This window comes from Pseudomonas sp. YL2 (assembly GCF_023063025.1).
GTDB lineage: Bacteria > Pseudomonadota > Gammaproteobacteria > Pseudomonadales > Pseudomonadaceae > Aquipseudomonas > Aquipseudomonas putida_A.
The window spans coordinates 147,373-164,444 of the sequence record NZ_JAJSLU010000001.1 but is presented as its reverse complement, the minus strand read 5'-3'; the positions used below and the strand labels follow the sequence as shown (position 1 = coordinate 164,444).

General features: G+C 60.2%; 11 protein-coding genes and 1 pseudogene. 7 read left to right on the top strand and 5 right to left on the bottom strand.

All coding sequences use genetic code 11. The annotated features are described in order from the left end of the window. The first annotated feature begins 13 nt into the window (after window positions 1-13). The gene (locus LVD08_RS00730) at window positions 14-4,561 is read left to right on the top strand and encodes a hypothetical protein (RefSeq protein ID WP_247267154.1); all 4,548 of its coding nucleotides are present in this window, start codon (window positions 14-16) and stop codon (window positions 4,559-4,561) included. A 39-nt stretch (window positions 4,562-4,600) separates the two neighbouring features. Here LVD08_RS00730 and pdxR read toward each other — a convergent pair whose 3' ends face one another. Next, window positions 4,601-6,157, bottom strand: coding sequence for a MocR-like pyridoxine biosynthesis transcription factor PdxR (pdxR, locus tag LVD08_RS00725; RefSeq protein ID WP_247267153.1), 1,557 nt, complete (start codon window positions 6,155-6,157; stop codon window positions 4,601-4,603). Between the two features lie 92 nt (window positions 6,158-6,249). Here pdxR and LVD08_RS00720 point away from each other — a divergent pair, with 92 nt between their 5' ends. From LVD08_RS00720 to LVD08_RS00710, 3 genes are read left to right on the top strand one after another with little or no spacing between them, the layout of a single operon-like run. Continuing rightward, entirely contained in the window at window positions 6,250-6,873 is a 624-nt protein-coding gene (locus LVD08_RS00720; protein ID WP_027610354.1) for an FMN-binding negative transcriptional regulator, read from the top strand. A gap of 10 nt (window positions 6,874-6,883) precedes the next feature. After that, window positions 6,884-7,330 (top strand): GNAT family N-acetyltransferase, encoded by a 447-nt coding sequence (locus LVD08_RS00715; RefSeq protein ID WP_027610353.1) that lies wholly within the window; start codon window positions 6,884-6,886, stop codon window positions 7,328-7,330. Between the two features lie 12 nt (window positions 7,331-7,342). Continuing rightward, window positions 7,343-8,014, top strand: a complete 672-nt coding sequence (locus LVD08_RS00710) for a GNAT family N-acetyltransferase (protein WP_183783301.1) — start codon at window positions 7,343-7,345, stop codon at window positions 8,012-8,014. Between the two features lie 113 nt (window positions 8,015-8,127). Here LVD08_RS00710 and LVD08_RS00705 read toward each other — a convergent pair whose 3' ends face one another. After that, window positions 8,128-9,027 carry a homocysteine S-methyltransferase family protein gene (locus tag LVD08_RS00705; RefSeq protein ID WP_027610351.1) on the bottom strand — a complete coding sequence of 300 codons (900 nt, stop codon included), beginning with the start codon at window positions 9,025-9,027 and terminating at the stop codon, window positions 8,128-8,130. A gap of 111 nt (window positions 9,028-9,138) precedes the next feature. On the opposite strand from LVD08_RS00705, the gene LVD08_RS00700 reads away from it, so the two are divergent. Further along, complete coding sequence (locus LVD08_RS00700) at window positions 9,139-9,960, top strand: ABC transporter substrate-binding protein (RefSeq protein ID WP_027610350.1); 822 nt, start codon at window positions 9,139-9,141, stop codon at window positions 9,958-9,960. Further along, window positions 9,957-10,793 carry an amino acid ABC transporter permease gene (locus tag LVD08_RS00695; RefSeq protein WP_247267152.1) on the top strand — a complete coding sequence of 279 codons (837 nt, stop codon included), beginning with the start codon at window positions 9,957-9,959 and terminating at the stop codon, window positions 10,791-10,793. Before LVD08_RS00700 ends, LVD08_RS00695 begins: the two co-directional genes overlap by 4 nt. Before the next feature lie 31 nt (window positions 10,794-10,824). Here LVD08_RS00695 and LVD08_RS00690 read toward each other — a convergent pair whose 3' ends face one another. Further along, window positions 10,825-11,103 carry a helix-turn-helix domain-containing protein gene (locus LVD08_RS00690; protein ID WP_027610348.1) on the bottom strand — a complete coding sequence of 93 codons (279 nt, stop codon included), beginning with the start codon at window positions 11,101-11,103 and terminating at the stop codon, window positions 10,825-10,827. Beyond that, window positions 11,100-12,451 (bottom strand): annotated as a pseudogene (locus LVD08_RS00685) (HipA domain-containing protein). The gene LVD08_RS00690 and the pseudogene LVD08_RS00685 overlap by 4 nt, the downstream one beginning before the upstream one ends. 509 nt (window positions 12,452-12,960) lie before the next feature. Here LVD08_RS00685 and LVD08_RS00680 point away from each other — a divergent pair. Next, on the top strand, window positions 12,961-15,129 hold the full coding sequence (locus LVD08_RS00680; protein WP_247267151.1) for an autotransporter outer membrane beta-barrel domain-containing protein: 2,169 nt from the start codon (window positions 12,961-12,963) through the stop codon (window positions 15,127-15,129). A 131-nt stretch (window positions 15,130-15,260) separates the two neighbouring features. On the opposite strand, the gene oadA is transcribed toward LVD08_RS00680, so the two are convergent. Beyond that, on the bottom strand, window positions 15,261-17,069 hold the full coding sequence (oadA, locus tag LVD08_RS00675) for a sodium-extruding oxaloacetate decarboxylase subunit alpha (RefSeq protein ID WP_247267150.1): 1,809 nt from the start codon (window positions 17,067-17,069) through the stop codon (window positions 15,261-15,263). Between the last annotated feature and the right edge of the window lie 3 nt (window positions 17,070-17,072).

Sequence of the window (17,072 nt, the reverse complement as noted above, 5' to 3'; positions counted from 1 at the left end):
AAGGACAATGACAATGACTGAGCATTCAGCGAACACCGAAACCCATGCATTGCTGCAAAAGAGCCAGATCGTCCATCAGACCAGTCGCGGACCCACAGTCGATGAAGTCGCCAGCGCAGTGCTGCGCCAGGCGCTCGAAGCGCTGTATCCACAACGCAAGATCGATCCCGAGCAGGCCATGATCGGCACGCCACAATGGCAATGGCTGAACGCGGAACGAGTGGCCCTGCCGACCCGATTTGAATCACTGACAGAGGCACTCGTCCGGCAATTTTTCAACGGCTCCAGCGCCAACTATCTGGAGGGTGAACACTTTCTGACCTTGAACCGCCAGGCCATGCCAGTGGTGCATATGGATGTCGATATCGAGGCCATTGCCGATCTGCTCAACGATTATGCGCCCCTGTTGTTTGTCGCCTTCGCCGAGCGACAGCTGGATTACTGGAACAGCACCCGACGCCAATTGCCGCGCTGGCAAGAACTCTCCGATGCCCTGCGCGAAGCCCTGAACGTCCATAACACCGAGGGCTGGGACGATGAACAGTGCCTGGTCGCCCGGGCGATTTCGCGGCGCCCGGACAAACAGGAGCGCCAGCGTCACGACATAACACTGTCGGACATCCGCGTGTGCCTGATCGACATCGACTCGGTCGATGCTCAAGGCGCTGCCCGACACCTGATTCTGGGCGGCGCCGTGGTGATTTTCGGACGCTATGGCCTGCGCGATCTGGTCATGATGTACACCGTGGAAGATGGTTACGAGACATTCGACTCTCTGCAGCAACTGGGTGAATCACTGCCGCAGCGTATCGAACTGTTGCCGGCCGGACAGAATCTGCAGTGGCAGTTGTTCGAACCCGAGGGCAATTTTTTCGACCACATGGCGTGGGTCCTGATTGCCAACCAGCTCGATGCCATCCGGGCAATCACCCGACAAAGTCTCGACGAGGAAAGCGAGGACGGCTCCTCCCTTCTGCCCCTGATCGAGCAAGCCAGCGAACCGCAGAAAAACACCCTCATCGACCTCGATGATTCGATACCCGACTGGTTGCTCGACGCTTCGGCTTCCGAGCTCGATCAATACAGCCAATCGATCAATGCGCTGGGCCAGTTGTACCGGCAGGCAGACAAGGCGCTGTTGCCAATCCCGCCGATCGATACCTATGCACGCAATTGCATGCGTGAGGCGATCATTGCCGATCAGCCATCGGCGGCCGGGCTGCCTTTGGACAAATTGCAAATCCGCATCACCAACAGCTTCGAATCGGGAGGCGTGACACTGCCCGATCCGCATGACACCCATGTCGAAACCCTGGGCGAGTACGCCTTGCAAAACCGCACGCCGTATCTGGCGACTCTGCAATTCGACCCGCCACAAGCGCTGCCGCAGTGGCTGACTGTCGCCTACCTGACGAAGATGGCAAACAAGATCGACATGGGTGAGGTATACCCCGGCTTGATCAGGGACAGACTGATCAACGATCCGCAGCAGGCCCCCCTGCAGCAGCGCTTTTACATCCGCCAGTTGCACGCACTGCTGCCGCTGATTGCACTGGAATCCAAGCTGCGTCGCCTCGGCGGCGTGGATGAGCAGGGTTATCGCTGTGTCCAGGAGTGGCTCAAACCGATACCCGGTCATCCACACACTGTGGTCATTCGTCCGCTGACGTTTATCCATGCCGGGGAGACTGTTGGCGATGTTGTCACCAACATGTTCATCATTGCTCCGCGTCTGCCTGGAGCCGGGCCATGCCTGCTGTATCGTCCGTTGCTTGAGCAGCCATTGCTGCAATTCCCTTCAACGCAAAACCTGCTGTACGCCGTCCATCAGCCAGGCGAACTGAGAGATTCGGTGCTGGCGTGGCTGGCGGATTCGCAAACCAGTTTCAAATATGCCCAATACACCTTCCCCATCGGTCTGCCCAGTCCGTGGCTGGGCGCGCAGTTGCTCGCCGAACCCTGGACCAGCGTCAAGTGGGCCGGGCCGGTCGGGCTTGCCTCCACGGCGCTGACTGGCGAGGTGTTCCCGGTGCTGTTCAAGACCCATGCACTGGCGATGGCCGAACTCGCCGACCGACAGTCGTTGTCCAATGCGCAACGCCGCTGGGCCTTGCTGCGAGACAGCGGGTGGGCGTTGTTCAACGTTGCCGCGAACTTTCTCTGCGGCCCGGCAGGCGCGGCGATCTGGGTCTGGCAAAGCATCAGCGAAATCGATCAGGTCGTGGATGCCCACAACCGTGGCGATACCCACGCCCAGTGGAGCGCGGTTGCCGATATGTTGCTGAACCTGGGCATGATCCTGGCCCATCATGCGGCCACCCAACGCACAACCGGCCCCCGCACAGCGTTGCGCAGCGAAGGCGCAAGCGATATCGAAAGCGAAGGACTGCCCCGGATCCAGACCGCCCCTGCACAAGCGCCTGTCCCGCCCACGGTTACACACGTCACCACGCTGCTGAAGGACCAACTCCCGGCCAGCCATTACTCCTCGCTTGAAGCCTACGGCTCGGTGCCCCGGCGTTCGCCCGGTGCCTTGGCAACGTTTCTGAATACTCTGGCCGTGCCGGCGCCCGACCTCACGGCAGCCGCTGTGGAAACCCTGCTGCGCGGCAAGGCGACCCTGTATCGCCTCGCTACCAGCACCTATGCGCAGGCGGGCGATCGCTGGTTCCGCGTGATTGAAAACGATGACCAGCAAGTGCAAATCGTTGATCCGCAGACACCGTCAAAAACCGGTCCGCTGCTGATTCACAACCAGCAAGGCCAATGGTTCGTGGATACCCGACTGCGTCTGCGCGGGGGCGCCGGGGGCACCAGCCTGCAAAGTCAGCTCAAGGCCCAGCGCAAGGAAAAGGAAACCCAGAGGAACCAGCTCGGAGCGGCTCTGGAGGCATTCAGAAGTCAGGAAGCCGTCGGCAACGCTGCTCTGGAACAAGCCCAGTCAGCCATGCTTGGCGCCTCCGGACAAGCCCATGAAGAGGCGACCCGGCGTTACCTTGAACACGTCGAAAAGCTGATCGGGGATTACGACGAGGCCTTGAAAATACTCGGCCAATGGCGCCTCAAAGGGGGGAGCGATGGCTATTTCGTCGAATTGCAGCGCATGACCACTTTGCTGCAAAAAAACCTCAGCCTCTGGTTCGTTCTCAAACGCAACGCTTACGCGGTATTGACCCGTAAATTGGCTCGACACACGGTCATCGATACACCGCAAGCGCTGCAAAGTTACAACGATGAGCTGCGCCAGGCCCTGGCGTTGAGCCAGGACATGATCGCCCGCCTGCAGCTGTCCCGTACCTCCTTGGAAACCCTCGACACCATCGGCAGTGCAGGCATGACCACCGCACAACGCTTGCGCCAACTGCTCCCGGCGTTTAACCAGTGGGACCTGAAGTCCAATGCCATCGGCATGTCTCACGAGTTGTGCATGCAGGAAACTGCCACCGAACCGGCGCGGGAAGCCACCGGTTGGCTGATAATCGAAGCCGCCACCGCCACACATCGCCACGCTGCCCTGATCAGGAAACCCGACAACGGCGACAGCACTGCGCTGCGCATTGATCGTCTGAGCCGACTGATTGATGTCTATGTCGATGCCGATCAGCGTCTGGGGGACTTGCCAGGCGAATACCCGGGCATGGTGGTCGCGGCAGAACTGGCGCGGCTAAGGAGCCTGCTCGGCGAATTCAGACAACTGGCGCAGGAGCAACTGAGCGAACTGCTGCCGGAAACCGGAGCAAGCAGCACGCCGGTCACACCAGGCCCCTCTGTCGCAGGACCGTCCCGGCCGGTTGGCAAGGTCACCAAGAGCCGGCCTCGTGACCCTGCGCCCGCCAAACCTGCAGCCGCCAGCGAATCGCCTCTGGAAGAAATGCTTCCCGTCAGACCCTCCGCCTCCCCGACGACGCACGTGGGCGACATCGAGTTCATTGCCGATGCCCTGACCCAGAATGAGCGAGTGCAGGCGTTCATTGACCGAACCCGTCGTGACGCTCTGAAGCCCAACCGTATACCGGCAGACATGCAGGATCTGTTCGATCAGCAGGCGCGGCGACTGGAGCAGATTGCGGTCAGCGTCGAACAGGCGCAGGCCCGCATTGTCGCCTCCGGCGGCACGCGGTTGCCGGTGGGCAATTTGAGTGCGGAACTCAACAGTGCGGCGATCCGGTTACGCGCTCAAGGCATCGCCGTGCGCGCCAGTCTGCTCAAGGATCGCCAGCCTCGACAAGCCTATTTGCAATGGTTGCTGGACAATCATCAGGTACGGATCGTCAGGAACACCAAAGGCCGGATCAAGACCAAAAAGCGCCAGGATTACTTTCAGGAGTATCAGATACTCGACAGCACCCAGAATGATCAGCCGTTATGGCTCGCGCATTTTCACTACGACTCGCCCGAAGCCGCGCCGGAACAATTCACCGCGGCGCACCTGAAAATCGCCGATGCGCATTTGAAGACCCTCAGCGCAGAACGTCGACAAGCCCTGACTGCTCTGACACCCATCGACTACGTGCTGCGGCGGATTGGCGATCCGAGCCTGTTCCTGCAGCTCGAAGCATAACCGTGATACCACCGTCGGGCGCATCGATCTGCGCCCGCTTCAGAGGGTGTGCCACACGGTTCGCAAACGCTCGAGCGCCGCTTCGATTGCGCGCTCAGGCACCGCGGCAAAGCCCAGCACCAGTCCGGCGCGCTGGTCGACCGGGGTCGTGGAATCAGGCAGCCAATAACTGCTCAGACCATTGATCTCGACGTCGACGCTACGCGCCAGTTCGATCAGTTGGCTTTCACGCGCCACACTGGCGACCGGCACGGACAGGTGCAGCCCGGCGGCAACGCCGGGCAACTGGCCGACGCCCGCAATATTCTGCGGCCAGCCGCCGAGCAGGACATTGCGTCGGCTCAGCGCCGCGCGGCGCATGCGTCGGATGTGCCGCTGGAAATGCCCGGCGGCCATGAACTCGGCCATCACCGCCTGGGTACTGACTTCGGAATGACGCACATCTACCGCACGCCTTCGGGCAAAAGCCTCCACCAGCCCCGGCGGCAGCACCAGATACCCCAGGCGCAATGCCGGGAACGCGACCTTGCCAAACGTGCCGACATACAGCACTCGCCCCTGTCGATCGAGAGCGGCCAAAGGCGCCAGCGGCGCGCCGCTGTAACGATACTCGCCATCGTAATCATCCTCGACGATCCAGCCCTGCGTGCGCTCGGCCCAGGCCAGCAATTCGAGGCGGCGGGCCAGACTCATTACCACCCCCGTGGGGTACTGGTGGGATGGCGTGACATAGATAAGGCGGCAATCGGTCAGTCCTGCCAGTTGCTGACAGTCGATTCCCTCGCTGTCCACCGCCACCCCGTGCAACCGGGCACCGGCCACGGCGAAGGCATGACCGGCCGCTCGATACCCGGGATTTTCAATCGCTACGCCGTCGCCCGGCGCTACCAGCAACTGTGCACAAAGGCTTATGCCCTGCTGTGCGCCACTGGTGATCACAATTTGCTCAGCCGTGCACTGCATGCCCCGTGAGCTGCGCAAATAGGCCGCGATCATCCCGCGCAACCGCGCATCGCCCGCCGGATCGCCATAACACAACTGCTGCAAATCCGGCTTGCGCCAGAAAGCCGCGTTCAGCTTGGCCCAGACGTCAAACGGGAACAGATCGAAGGCTGGAACGCCGACCCGAAAAGCACGCGGCGGACCACTGGGTGGCAGGGCCAGATGATTGTTTTCAACCCGCCGCAATGCATCGCTGTGGATAACTTTACTGGATGGAACCACAGGTAAATCCAGCCAATTTGTGGATAAGGCTGTGGGTAAGCTTGTTGAAAACCCTGTGGATACTTTTGTGGATAGTTTTTTTGTGGGCAATGCGCTTTGCGGCAATTGCGCCACATACGTGCCGTCCCCGACGCGGCCCTCGATGAAGCCTTCGGCGTACAACTGATCGTAGGCGCGCACCACGCTGTTGCGGGAAATCGCCAATGCCGCCGCCAGATCACGGCTGGCCGGCAGCCGCGTGCCACTGGCCAGACGCCCGTCCAGCACCCGCAGGCGCAGCGCCTGATAGAGCTGGCGGCTCAAACCCTGACGGCGGTCGAGCTCGATACCGGCCGGATTAAACGGCATGGACAGCGTGGGCGATTCGGGCATGACAATGGACCTATGAAATTGGTCATCAATGGCTCTTACAACAGACCAATAGCCTGCCTAGGATGCAGGCATTCGCCAAGGAAAATCTATCCATGTACACGCCCCGCGCCTTTGCCATCGACGAACTGTCGCAACTGCACGAACTGATCCTCGCCACTCGCCTCGCGATTCTGGTGAGCCACGGTGAAAACGGCCTTCAAGCCAGCCACGTGCCAGTGCTGCTGCACCGCGAACAGGGTCCGAACGGCACGCTGTACGGGCACCTGGCCAAAGCCAATCCGCAATGGAAAGACCTGCGCGACGGCGCTGAAGCGATGCTGATTTTTGCCGGCCCCGACGCCTACGTCAGCCCGGGGTTTTACCCGAGCAAGGCCGAGCACGGCAAAGTCGTGCCGACCTGGAACTACGTCGCCGTGCACGCCTACGGCCACGCCGAAACCTTCAGCGACGGCGGGCGCCTGCTCGACATCGTCAGCACGCTGACTGATCGCCATGAAGCCGGTCGCGCACAACCGTGGAAGGTCGACGATGCGCCGGCCGACTACATCGACGGCATGCTCAAGGCCATCGTCGGTTTCGCCATTCCCATCGACCGCCTCGAAGGCAAGCGCAAGCTCAGCCAGAACCGCAGCGCCGAAGACATTGCCGGCGTGCGCGAAGGCCTGGCTGCCAGCCCCGACATCGCCGACCGAACCCTCGCCCACTTGATGCGTTAAGGAAATCAGCATGAGTCAGATCCAGATCCGCCCGGTGACCGCCGGTGATCACGCCGCCTGGTTGCCGCTGTGGCAGGCCTACCTGCGCTTCTACAATACCGAGTTGCCGGACGCCGTCACGCACAGCACCTGGCAGCGTTTCCTCGACGCGAGTGAGCCAACCCACGCCGCCCTCGCCTGGGCTGACGGCAAAGCAGTGGGCATGGTGCATTTCATTTATCACCGCTCCAATTGGAGCATCGAAAACTCCTGCTACTTGCAGGATCTGTTGGTGGCACCGGAGACTCGTGGCACCGGCGTCGGTCGCTTGCTGATCGAACACGTCTACGCCACTGCCAAGGCCGACGGTTGCTGCAAAGTGCATTGGCTGACCCACGAAACCAATGCCACCGCGATTCAGCTCTACGAGCGCATCGCCGAGCGCCCGGGATTCATCCAGTTTCGCAAAGCCATTTAAGGAGCCGCGTACATGACCACTGCACTTGCCGACTGGAAAGGCGTCCCCGCCCCCACCGCCACCTTGCTCGAAGGCCGGTTCATCCGCCTGGAACGCCTCGACCCGGCGCGCCACGGCGACGAGTTGTTCAACGCGCTCGAAGGCCCCGGCGCCGACCCGAAGCTGTGGGATTACTTGCCCTATGGGCCGTTCCCGCAACGCAGCGTTTTCAATGACTGGCTGAACAACCATGCGGCCAGCAGCGATCCGTATTTCTTCAGCGTGATCGACCGCGTCACGGGCCAGGTGCAAGGCATTCTGAGCCTGATGTCGATCGTCCCGGCGCAGGGGCGCATCGAGATCGGCCACGTCACCTTCGGTGCGCCAATGCAACGTTCACCGAAGAGTACCGAAGCGGTTTACCTGTTGGCCAAATACGCCTTCGAACAGGGCTATCGTCGCCTGGAGTGGAAGTGCAACAACGGCAACGCCCGCTCCAAATACGCCGCCGAACGCCTGGGCTTCAGCTTCGAAGGCGTGTTCCGCCAGCACATGGTGGTCAAGGGCCAGAACCGCGATACCGCGTGGTATTCGATTGTGGATTCGGAGTGGCCGGCGATTGCGACAGGGTTCGAGCAGTGGTTGAGCGATGCCAACCAGACGCCGACCGGGCAGCTCAAAGGGTTGGTCGAGTGCCGTAGTTAAATCGTCAAAGCAAAAGATCGTCCGATCGCGGCCCGAACCTTCGGCAGCTCCTACAGGGTGAACGTCAATCCCATGTAGGAGCTGCCGCAGGCTGCGATCTTTTGATCTGTTGTTTACCCCAACTTTTGCGCCAGCACCGCGATGTGTTCCGGGCCGATCCCGCAGCAACCGCCCAGGTGACTGGCACCACGCTGCTGCCAATCCTTCGCCCAGTGCAGATACCCTGGCGGATCCAGATCGTCGCGCAGCGGGTCGAGACCGTCGTTAGCGGTCGCCTCTTTCGGTTGCGGTGGAAACGCATTGGCATACGCGCCGATATGAATCTGCACACCCAGGCGTTCGAAGGTATCGCGCGCCGCATCAATCGCCGCACCGATCACTTCCGGCTGGCTGCAGTTGAACAGCAGCGTCTCGACGCCCAATTCCGCCGCCACCGCCGCTGCTTCGGCCACCGGTTCGCCGGAACGCAGACGCGGCACCTCATCGGTGTCTTCATCCTTCAAAGTAAACGACAGCCAGAACGGTTTGCCGTCCTGCGGCAGACCGGCGCGAATGGAACGCGCCTCGATGATCGAGCTCTGGGTTTCCGCGAGCCACAGGTCGACATGTGGCGCCAGGCCGGTCACCAGTGGCGTCAGCAATTCGTTCACCCGCGCCGCTTCGAACAGATCCGGGCGATAGGAGCCGAACAGCGGCGGCAACGAACCGGCCACTCGCACCGCTTTGCCCGAGGCCTGCACCGCACGCTGCGCCAGCTCTCCGGCCAACGCCGCCAGTGCCTGACCTTCAGCGGCAAACCGCGCCTCGCCGATGTGAAACGGCACGACCGCATAGCTGTTGCTGGTGATCACATTGGCGCCGCTGGCGATGTAGGCGGCGTGCACCGCTTCGACAGCTTGCGGTGCTTCGATCAGGGCCAGCGCCGACCACTCGGGCTGCCGAAACGGCGCCCCGGCGCGTTGCAACTCACGGCCCATGCCGCCATCGAGAATTACCGTGCTTGCTGTGCCCATATGCTTTTCGCTCATATGCTTATGAAAATTACTCACTACCAGAGTAGTTCTTATAACTATTTAATACGCACCATTCGGTTAATAACAACCCCTTTTTTTCAGGTGTCGACTGTGAAACTTCAACCGCTACTGGCCTTGGGCCTGACGATTCTGGCCGCGTCCACTCAAGCCTTCGGCGGCGCCACACTCGATCGCGTCGAACAGAAAAAACAACTGGTCGGCGTGCTGATGGAAAGCTACCCACCCTTCTCGTTTCTCAATGAGCAGAATCAGCTCGACGGCTTCGACGTGGACGTCGCCAAAGCCGTTGCGGACAAGCTGGGGGTCAAGCTGCGCCTCGAAACACCATCCTGGGACGTGATCGCTGCCGGCCGCTGGAGCGGGCGCTATGACATCTGCATCTGCTCCATGACCCCGAGCAAGGCGCGCGCCGAAGTGTTCGATTTCCCGGTCGAGTACTACGCCTCGCCCGCCGTGATCGTGGTCAACGCCAAGGACGATCGCATCCACGGCGCCAAAGACTTGAGCGGCAAGAAAGTCGGCCTGACCAGCGCCTCCAGCTACGAAAGCTATCTGAACAAGAATCTGGTCATCGAAGGCGCCGAAGACACGCGTCTGGAGTACCCGTTCGAGGATGTGCAGATCGCTCCGTACGATACCGACAACGTTGCCTTCCAGGACCTGGGCCTGGGCGCCGGTGTGCGCCTGGACGCCATCCTCACCAACCTGGTGACCGCGCAGCCGCGCCTGAATCAGGACCAGCGCTTCAAACTGGCCGGCGCGCCGCTGTACTCGGAACCTAACTCGGTGGCCATCGAAAAGGGTGATGCCGAGTGGGACGCCAAAGTGCGCGAGGTGTTTGCGCAACTCAAGCAGGACGGCACGCTGAGCAAGCTGTCGCAGAAATGGATCGGCGCCGATATCAGCCAATGACTGCCTTCCCGACACCTCCACAGCCGCCGCAACCGGTGGCTGAATCGCGCCTGCAACGGCTGCTTGGTTTCCGCACGCGCCTGTACCTGACCTGGGCGGCGATGTTCAGCCTGTTTGCCGGTTTTTTCCTCAGCTTCGACCTGAAGCTCTCGATCATCCTCGACAAGCTGCCGAATCTGCTCGGCGTGCACCTGGCGCCCAACGGCTTTCTGCAGGGCGCGGCACTGACCCTGTTTCTCTGCGCCTGCGCGATCGTCGCCTCGTCCTTGCTGGGCTTCGTCACCGCTCTGGCGCGCCTGTCGAAAAGCGCCGTGGCATTCGGGATCGCCAGTTTCTACACCTCGTTCTTTCGCGGCACGCCGCTGCTGATCCAGATCCTGCTGATCTACCTCGGCCTGCCGCAACTGGGTGTGGTGCCCGGCGCGGTGGTGGCGGGGATCATTGCCCTGTCACTTAACTACGGCGCCTACCTCAGCGAAATTTTCCGCGCCGGTATCCTCGGCGTGCCCTACGGCCAACGCGAAGCTTCGCTGGCGCTGGGCATGCGCGAGAGCGTGATCTTCTGGCGCATCACCCTGCCCCAGGCGATGCGCACGATCATCCCGCCGACCACCAACCAGTTCATCTCGATGCTCAAGGACTCGTCACTGATCTCGGTGATGGGCGTCTGGGAAGTGATGTTTCTGGCGCAGTCTTACGGACGCTCGAGCTACCGCTATATCGAGATGCTGACCACGGCGGCGATCATTTACTGGCTGATGTCGATCTGCCTGGAGCTGATCCAGGCGCGCATGGAGCGGTATTACGGCAAGGCTTATGTGCGGCGTAGCTAGGTTAATCAGCACCTTGCGCCAGCGTCGGTTTTTAATTGATCTCTCGTCGGATCCGCACCACGCCCATTTTCAGTCCAAACGGACGAAACACCGCATTCAACGATTTCAATGTCTGATTGCCCTCGCCATGCTCGATATGCACCAGCGTGCGAACCGATATTTTGCACATCCTGGCAAACTGGGTTTGATGCAGACCGGTCACTTCCACGCGTAGACGACGAACCGCTTCACCGATCTCCAGTGTCCCTTGGGCCAGCGCCTCTTGAATGTTTTCGATGAGCACCGTGCGCTCGGCTACTGTCATGCTCATTTCAGATCCCACTCTTTCAAGCGTTGCTCCAGATTTTTCAGATGGATTCCCGGGTGGTTCATCGTTCTGTCGGGCAAACCACTCGCCGTCAATATGTCGGGGAGCGCCGACAGACGCTGGGCATCTTCACGCAAGCGTTCGAAAGGATCTGATGCGTCGGTCAAACCTGCCAAAGGGTCTTTGGGATCGGTGATATCAGCCAATGCGCGGCACACTCCCCGCCAATCGACCTCTCCCGCCCTCTCCAGATCTTTTGGCCATTTGGTTGTACGGGTCACACCCTCGTCATCCATGACCATCGGGGCCAAGTCATAGATCGGCGCCAGACGAAACGAACTTTCCTGGCGAATTATCGCGGTGTTACGACCATGGTTATCCGAGTTACCGAGGATCTTGTTGATCAGGTCCCGACGTAAGTAATCCGTCACCAGTGCGGGAATCTGACTGGCCTGTCCTGCTTTTCGCCAGAGCCCGGCGAGCATGCGGATGACATCCATATGGTTCATTGCACTTCCCGGCGCCGTTACTTGAGCCAGTGAATAAATCGACTCGACAGCAAAACGACTGACTTCACCGTTCGTTACTTCTCGATCAAAGCGCTGCATCCACAAGCTCGGCTTACTCGCCTCTTCTAGTGCCAAACCTTCTACCGCGATCGTTTCAATGCCGAGTTTCTGAAGCGCCTTGTAGTAATGGAACTCGCTGCGCAGGATATCTTGATCGACCAGACTTCCTTTGTTTCTGGCAAATTTTATAAACCAATGCTGCCTGACCTCTTCATCGCCCAATACCGCATCGGGGTACAAAAGGCCGGCCTTGTTTTCAGTCAACAATAGCTTCGGTGCTTCACCGCCTGCCCCTGTAGCACCACCAATTGCCGCACCTTGCTCATAGGCATATTCCAGAAAGCGACTGTCGCGGTGAACAACATCCTCACGCTTGAATCCGATGGGCTCACGCTCATCGACAGCCTCGGCCGACTCTTTTATGCGCATATTGCCAATGGGAGCTGGAGTGCTCTGGCCGAGCAGATACAGATCGGCACCGATATGCGCCGGTTTCTCCTGCCCCAGACGCGCAAGCAGAAATCTTTTTGCCGCTCCTGCGGGGGCAATGTCATAGACAAATGCGGGCGTACTGGAGCGTCGCCCTTCCCAATCCAATGGATACAACGCACTGACGGCCTTGGAAACGGAGAGCCTGTGGCTTCAATATTTTCGACAAGGTATGGCGTCTCGTAGCCGAAGCTGCAGCGACTTTCGAACCCCTTTTCAGGATTGTCGAACCTGAGAATCATTGCGTCGTGCCATTTTCCAGCACTGAATATCTGTAATGTCAGGTCGTACATGTCTCGACACCTGCATTTAATTGCATTCAAACAGGCGATTTATTGCCCGCAGATGCAATATAGTGCATTTCGACGGATGATGGGGCGTTACAATCTGCAACAAAATGCAGATACGACTGAGCTTAAGATCATCTGAACGCAAAATAATGCAGGTCATCCTCCGACTTCATTCTGTAAGAACCCCTCGATTTACGGACCGCCCGCTAGTAACAAAAGGCCCTCCATCCATGCCTTTCTCGCCCTGCAGCGGCGAGATTGGAAGCAACAGTCGCAACCACGGGTTGATCGGCACTGGCAAATGAATTTCTGATCATCACAAGCGGCTAATGGCAATTCAATTTGTAGGAAAAGACAACGCGACGGCACGACGTAATCCGCCAATTTTTGTCGAGCCGCTCTTTTCCGAAGATCAAACAGACGCAGCCCGCAGCACCGAGCGATCCGGCTGACATCGGCGCCTGCCGGCTCCAACTTAGAGTTTGGCCTCCTTCCACGAGAGGCTGAACTCGATGCCCGTTCAATTCCACTTTCGACCAAAACACCTGACATTAGCCATTGCTTTGGCCATGGGATGTACCGATCTGTCCATGGCTCAGGATGCACCGCCTGACACTCAAGGCATCTCTCCCGCATCCCCTGAAGCATTCAAATCAGCGATCACCGCTTTCACCAATCATCCGGAAACCGTCCACCTGAAGGTCAGCAAAGCCTATCCGGCACAGGAGGGTGTGGCGCTGGCGCTCGATGAGCGCAATGACCTTGTCACAGTGCAATCTCGGGGCGGTTTCGCCGGCCTGGTCGACGGTGGCGGGGGCGACAACCTGCTGCAACTCGACGCGAACAGGAAAGGCGTGCTGGGTGAAACCCGTAACTTCAGTGGGCTGGAGGTCAGGCGCGGGAGCTGGACCCGTAGCGGACCGGGTGATTTCAGCCTCGGTGTACTGGTTCATCCGAAGGCTCTGCTGGTCAACGACGGGCAAATTCTGGGCTCGGCAGTGACCGAGGGCATTTTGATCAACAAAGGGGCGATCAATGGCGGCGCCACTGTCGCGTCTGGCGGTGACCTGACCAACCAGGGCCTGATTGACGGCATGGTGGAGGTTCGGGAAAGCGGCCATATAGCCGGGAATGGTGCGGTTAATCATTTGAATGTTTACGGACGCATGACCGTCGACGATGTCTACGGCGCACCCAAGGTCGCGGGAGATCTGCGCCTGACCCGTTCTGCCGTGCTGGCCTATGCCGTGGATGCCTCCGGTAACAGTCCGACCGTGATCGTCAAGGGAACTGCTCATTTGGGTGACGCCACCCTGAAACTCGTCACCGCCGGCGACTACCCGCAAAGCAGTCAGCACACCGTTCTGGAAGCGGGAAAGATTGAGGGACAGTTCGGCACCATTGAAAACGATCTGGCATACATGACCCCGACGCTGCACTACGAAACACAACGAGTGGGCTTGCTCTATGCCCGTAACGATGTGCCGCTCGAAAACCTTGCGACCACGCAGAATAGTCAGGCGCTCGCGCAAAGCATTGACGAGACACCCTCCACCCCTCAGCAACCTCAGCAACCTCAGCAACCTCAAGAACCTGCGGTATCTCGCCAACCAAGCACAGCCATGGGCGCGGCCACACCTCAAAATACTGCCGTCACGGCCCTGCTCGGCGCCAGCAAGCCAACGGCCAGCGTGGCTCTCGAACAACTCGCCGCCGGCAGCAACGCCAACCTCGCCAAAGCCACACTGAGCAGCGTCAATCCGCTCAGCGCCAGCATGCTTTCGGCCATGCATCAACTGGACAGCGCCAATGGAGCGCGGAGCTCAGGGAATGCACCACGTCTGGCTGCTTCCGACGAAGGCAATGGACGGGTCTGGCTGCAAGCTCTGGGACATGGCGGCAAGGTCGACCGGGACGCCGACAGTGTCCTGAAGCATTCCACTCAAGGTCTGATCATGGGGGCCGACTGGCGAATCGACGAGCAATGGCATGTCGGCCTGATGGGCGCAAAAGCGCAAACCCGCTTCGATGCCCGGCAGTTCGATGGCGATCTCGACAGCTGGCACCTCGGAGCCTACGCGCTGCGTCAGGACGGCCCGTTCGCCCTGCGCCTGGGCGCCTCGTACGGTAGTCATGACGGCAGTGGCAAACGTCGCGTTGCCTTCAATGGTTTCAGTGATCGCCTCAAGAGCAGCTATGACGCCAGCACCCAGCAGGTGTTTGCCGAAGTCGGCTACAACCTGGGACGTGGCAACGTCAGCTTCGAACCGTTCGCCAGTGTCGGTTATCAACGCTACCAGCGTGATGGTTACACCGAGAAAGGTGGCAATGCGGCGCTCAAGGTTCAGGGGCAGACCCGGGCGAACCCGAGCAGCACCGTCGGCCTGCGCCTGGCGAAAACCAGTCACCTGGCCAACGGCATGCAGTTGACGCCACGTCTCAGCGCCAGCGTGAAACATACCTACGGCGAGCTCAATAACGAAACGCGCCAGCAACTGGTCAAGGGTGGCAGAAGCTTTGCAGTCGCCGGGGCCGAGATGGATCGCAACAGCTTCACGCTGGACGCCGGTCTGGATCTGACCCTGTCCGCCCGTAACACTCTGGGCGTTGGGCTCACTGGCGAGGCCGGTAGCGACAGCCGCAGTTACGGCGTGATGGGCCAGTGGCGCATGGCGTTCTGACACAAAGCGACGTGTAGCTGCCGCAGGCCCGAACCTTCGGCAGCTCCTACAGAGAACGGCATATTGCAGGCGAAAAAAAAGGGGAGCACATGCCCCCCCGAGGTTTAAAACGTTGAATCGCGGCAGTTATCTCAGCCTTCGATCTCGATCAGGATTTCGCCAGGATTCACCCGGTCGCCCTTGGCCACATGGATGGCGGTGACCTTGCCGGCAATCGCTGCCTGAACTTCGGTTTCCATCTTCATCGCTTCGGTGATCAGCACCGCCTGACCGGCCTTGACGGTGTCGCCTTCCTTGACCAGCACATCGACGATGTTGCCCGGCATGGTGGTGCTGACGTGGCCCGGTGCCGATGCTTGTTTGCGTTTGCTGCTGCCACCGCCGACGAATTCGTTGAGCGGTTCGAACACCACTTCTTCCGGCATGCCGTCGATGGACAGGTAGAAGTGACGCTTGCCTTCGGCCTTCACGCCGACACCGGTGATGTCGACGCGGTAGGTTTCGCCGTGGACGTCGATGACAAACTCGGTCGGCACGCCTTCGCCACCGGCCTTCGCCACACCACCGGCCTCAGGGATCGGCAACAGCACTTCCGGAACGAGGGTGCCGGCGGCACGCTCTTCGAGGAACTTGCGCCCGATGTCCGGGAACATGGCGAAAGTCAGCACGTCTTCTTCGGACTTGGCCAGCGCACCGATGTCGGCACGCAGCTTGGTCATTTCCGGCTTGAGCAGATCGGCCGGACGCACGTCGATCACTTCCTCGCTGCCGATGGCCTGGCGACGCAGTTTTTCATTCACCACGCCCGGCGCCTTGCCGTAACCGCCCTGCAGGTACAGCTTCACTTCGTTGGTGATGGTTTTGTAGCGCTCGCCGGCCAGCACGTTGAAGAACGCCTGGGTGCCGACGATCTGCGAAGTCGGGGTCACCAGTGGCGGGAAACCGAGGTCTTCACGCACCCGCGGGATTTCCGCCAGCACTTCGGCCATGCGGTTCAGTGCGCCCTGCTCTTTCAGCTGGTTGGCGAGGTTGGAGATCATCCCGCCGGGTACCTGGTTGACTTGCACGCGGGTATCGACCGCGGTGAACTCGCTTTCGAACTGGTGGTACTTCTTGCGCACGGCGTAAAAGTACAGACCGATTTCCTGCAGCAGCTCCAGGTTCAGACCGGTGTCGTACTCGGTGCCTTTGAGCGCAGCAACCATCGACTCGGTGCCCGGATGGCTGGTGCCCGAGGCGAAGCTGGAGATCGCGGTATCAATGTGATCGGCACCGTTTTCGATGGCTTTCAATTGGCACATCGCCGCCAGACCCGCCGTGTCATGCGAGTGGATAAACACTGGCAGCGACTGCTCGGCTTTCAACGCACGGACCAGTTCACCGGTGGCGTATGGCGTGAGCAGACCGGCCATGTCTTTGATCGCCACCGAGTCGCAACCCATGGCTTCCATCTGCTTGGCCTGCGCCACGAACGCGTCGATGGTGTGCACCGGGCTGGTGGTGTAAGCGATGGTGCCCTGGGCGTGTTTGCCGGCAGCCTTCACCGCTTCGATCGCTACGCGCAGGTTACGCACGTCGTTCATTGCGTCGAAGATGCGGAACACGTCGATGCCGTTGACCGCTGCCTTGGCAACGAAAGCTTTGACCACGTCGTCGCTGTAGTGGCGGTAGCCCAGCAGGTTCTGCCCGCGCAGAAGCATTTGCAGACGGGTCTTGGGCAGCGCGGCGCGCAGTTGGCGCAGGCGCTCCCACGGGTCTTCTTTCAGAAAGCGCACGCAGGCGTCGAACGTCGCGCCGCCCCAGCACTCCAGCGACCAGTAGCCGACCTTATCGAGCTTGTCGCAGATCGGCAGCATGTCTTCAGTGCGCATGCGGGTGGCGAGCAGCGATTGGTGAGCGTCGCGCAGGATGGTGTCGGTTACGAAAATTTTCTTGGACATTGT

Bases quoted from the DNA above. Each gene is read 5' to 3' on its own strand.
- LVD08_RS00730 (WP_247267154.1), top strand. From the start codon at position 14: ATGACTGAGCATTCAGCGAACACCGAAACCCATGCATTGCTGCAAAAG.
- pdxR (WP_247267153.1), bottom strand. From the start codon at position 6,157: ATGCCCGAATCGCCCACGCTGTCCATGCCGTTTAATCCGGCCGGTATC.
- LVD08_RS00720 (WP_027610354.1), top strand. From the start codon at position 6,250: ATGTACACGCCCCGCGCCTTTGCCATCGACGAACTGTCGCAACTGCAC.
- LVD08_RS00715 (WP_027610353.1), top strand. From the start codon at position 6,884: ATGAGTCAGATCCAGATCCGCCCGGTGACCGCCGGTGATCACGCCGCC.
- LVD08_RS00710 (WP_183783301.1), top strand. From the start codon at position 7,343: ATGACCACTGCACTTGCCGACTGGAAAGGCGTCCCCGCCCCCACCGCC.
- LVD08_RS00705 (WP_027610351.1), bottom strand. From the start codon at position 9,027: ATGGGCACAGCAAGCACGGTAATTCTCGATGGCGGCATGGGCCGTGAG.
- LVD08_RS00695 (WP_247267152.1), top strand. From the start codon at position 9,957: ATGACTGCCTTCCCGACACCTCCACAGCCGCCGCAACCGGTGGCTGAA.
- LVD08_RS00690 (WP_027610348.1), bottom strand. From the start codon at position 11,103: ATGAGCATGACAGTAGCCGAGCGCACGGTGCTCATCGAAAACATTCAA.
- LVD08_RS00680 (WP_247267151.1), top strand. From the start codon at position 12,961: ATGCCCGTTCAATTCCACTTTCGACCAAAACACCTGACATTAGCCATT.
- oadA (WP_247267150.1), bottom strand. From the start codon at position 17,069: ATGTCCAAGAAAATTTTCGTAACCGACACCATCCTGCGCGACGCTCAC.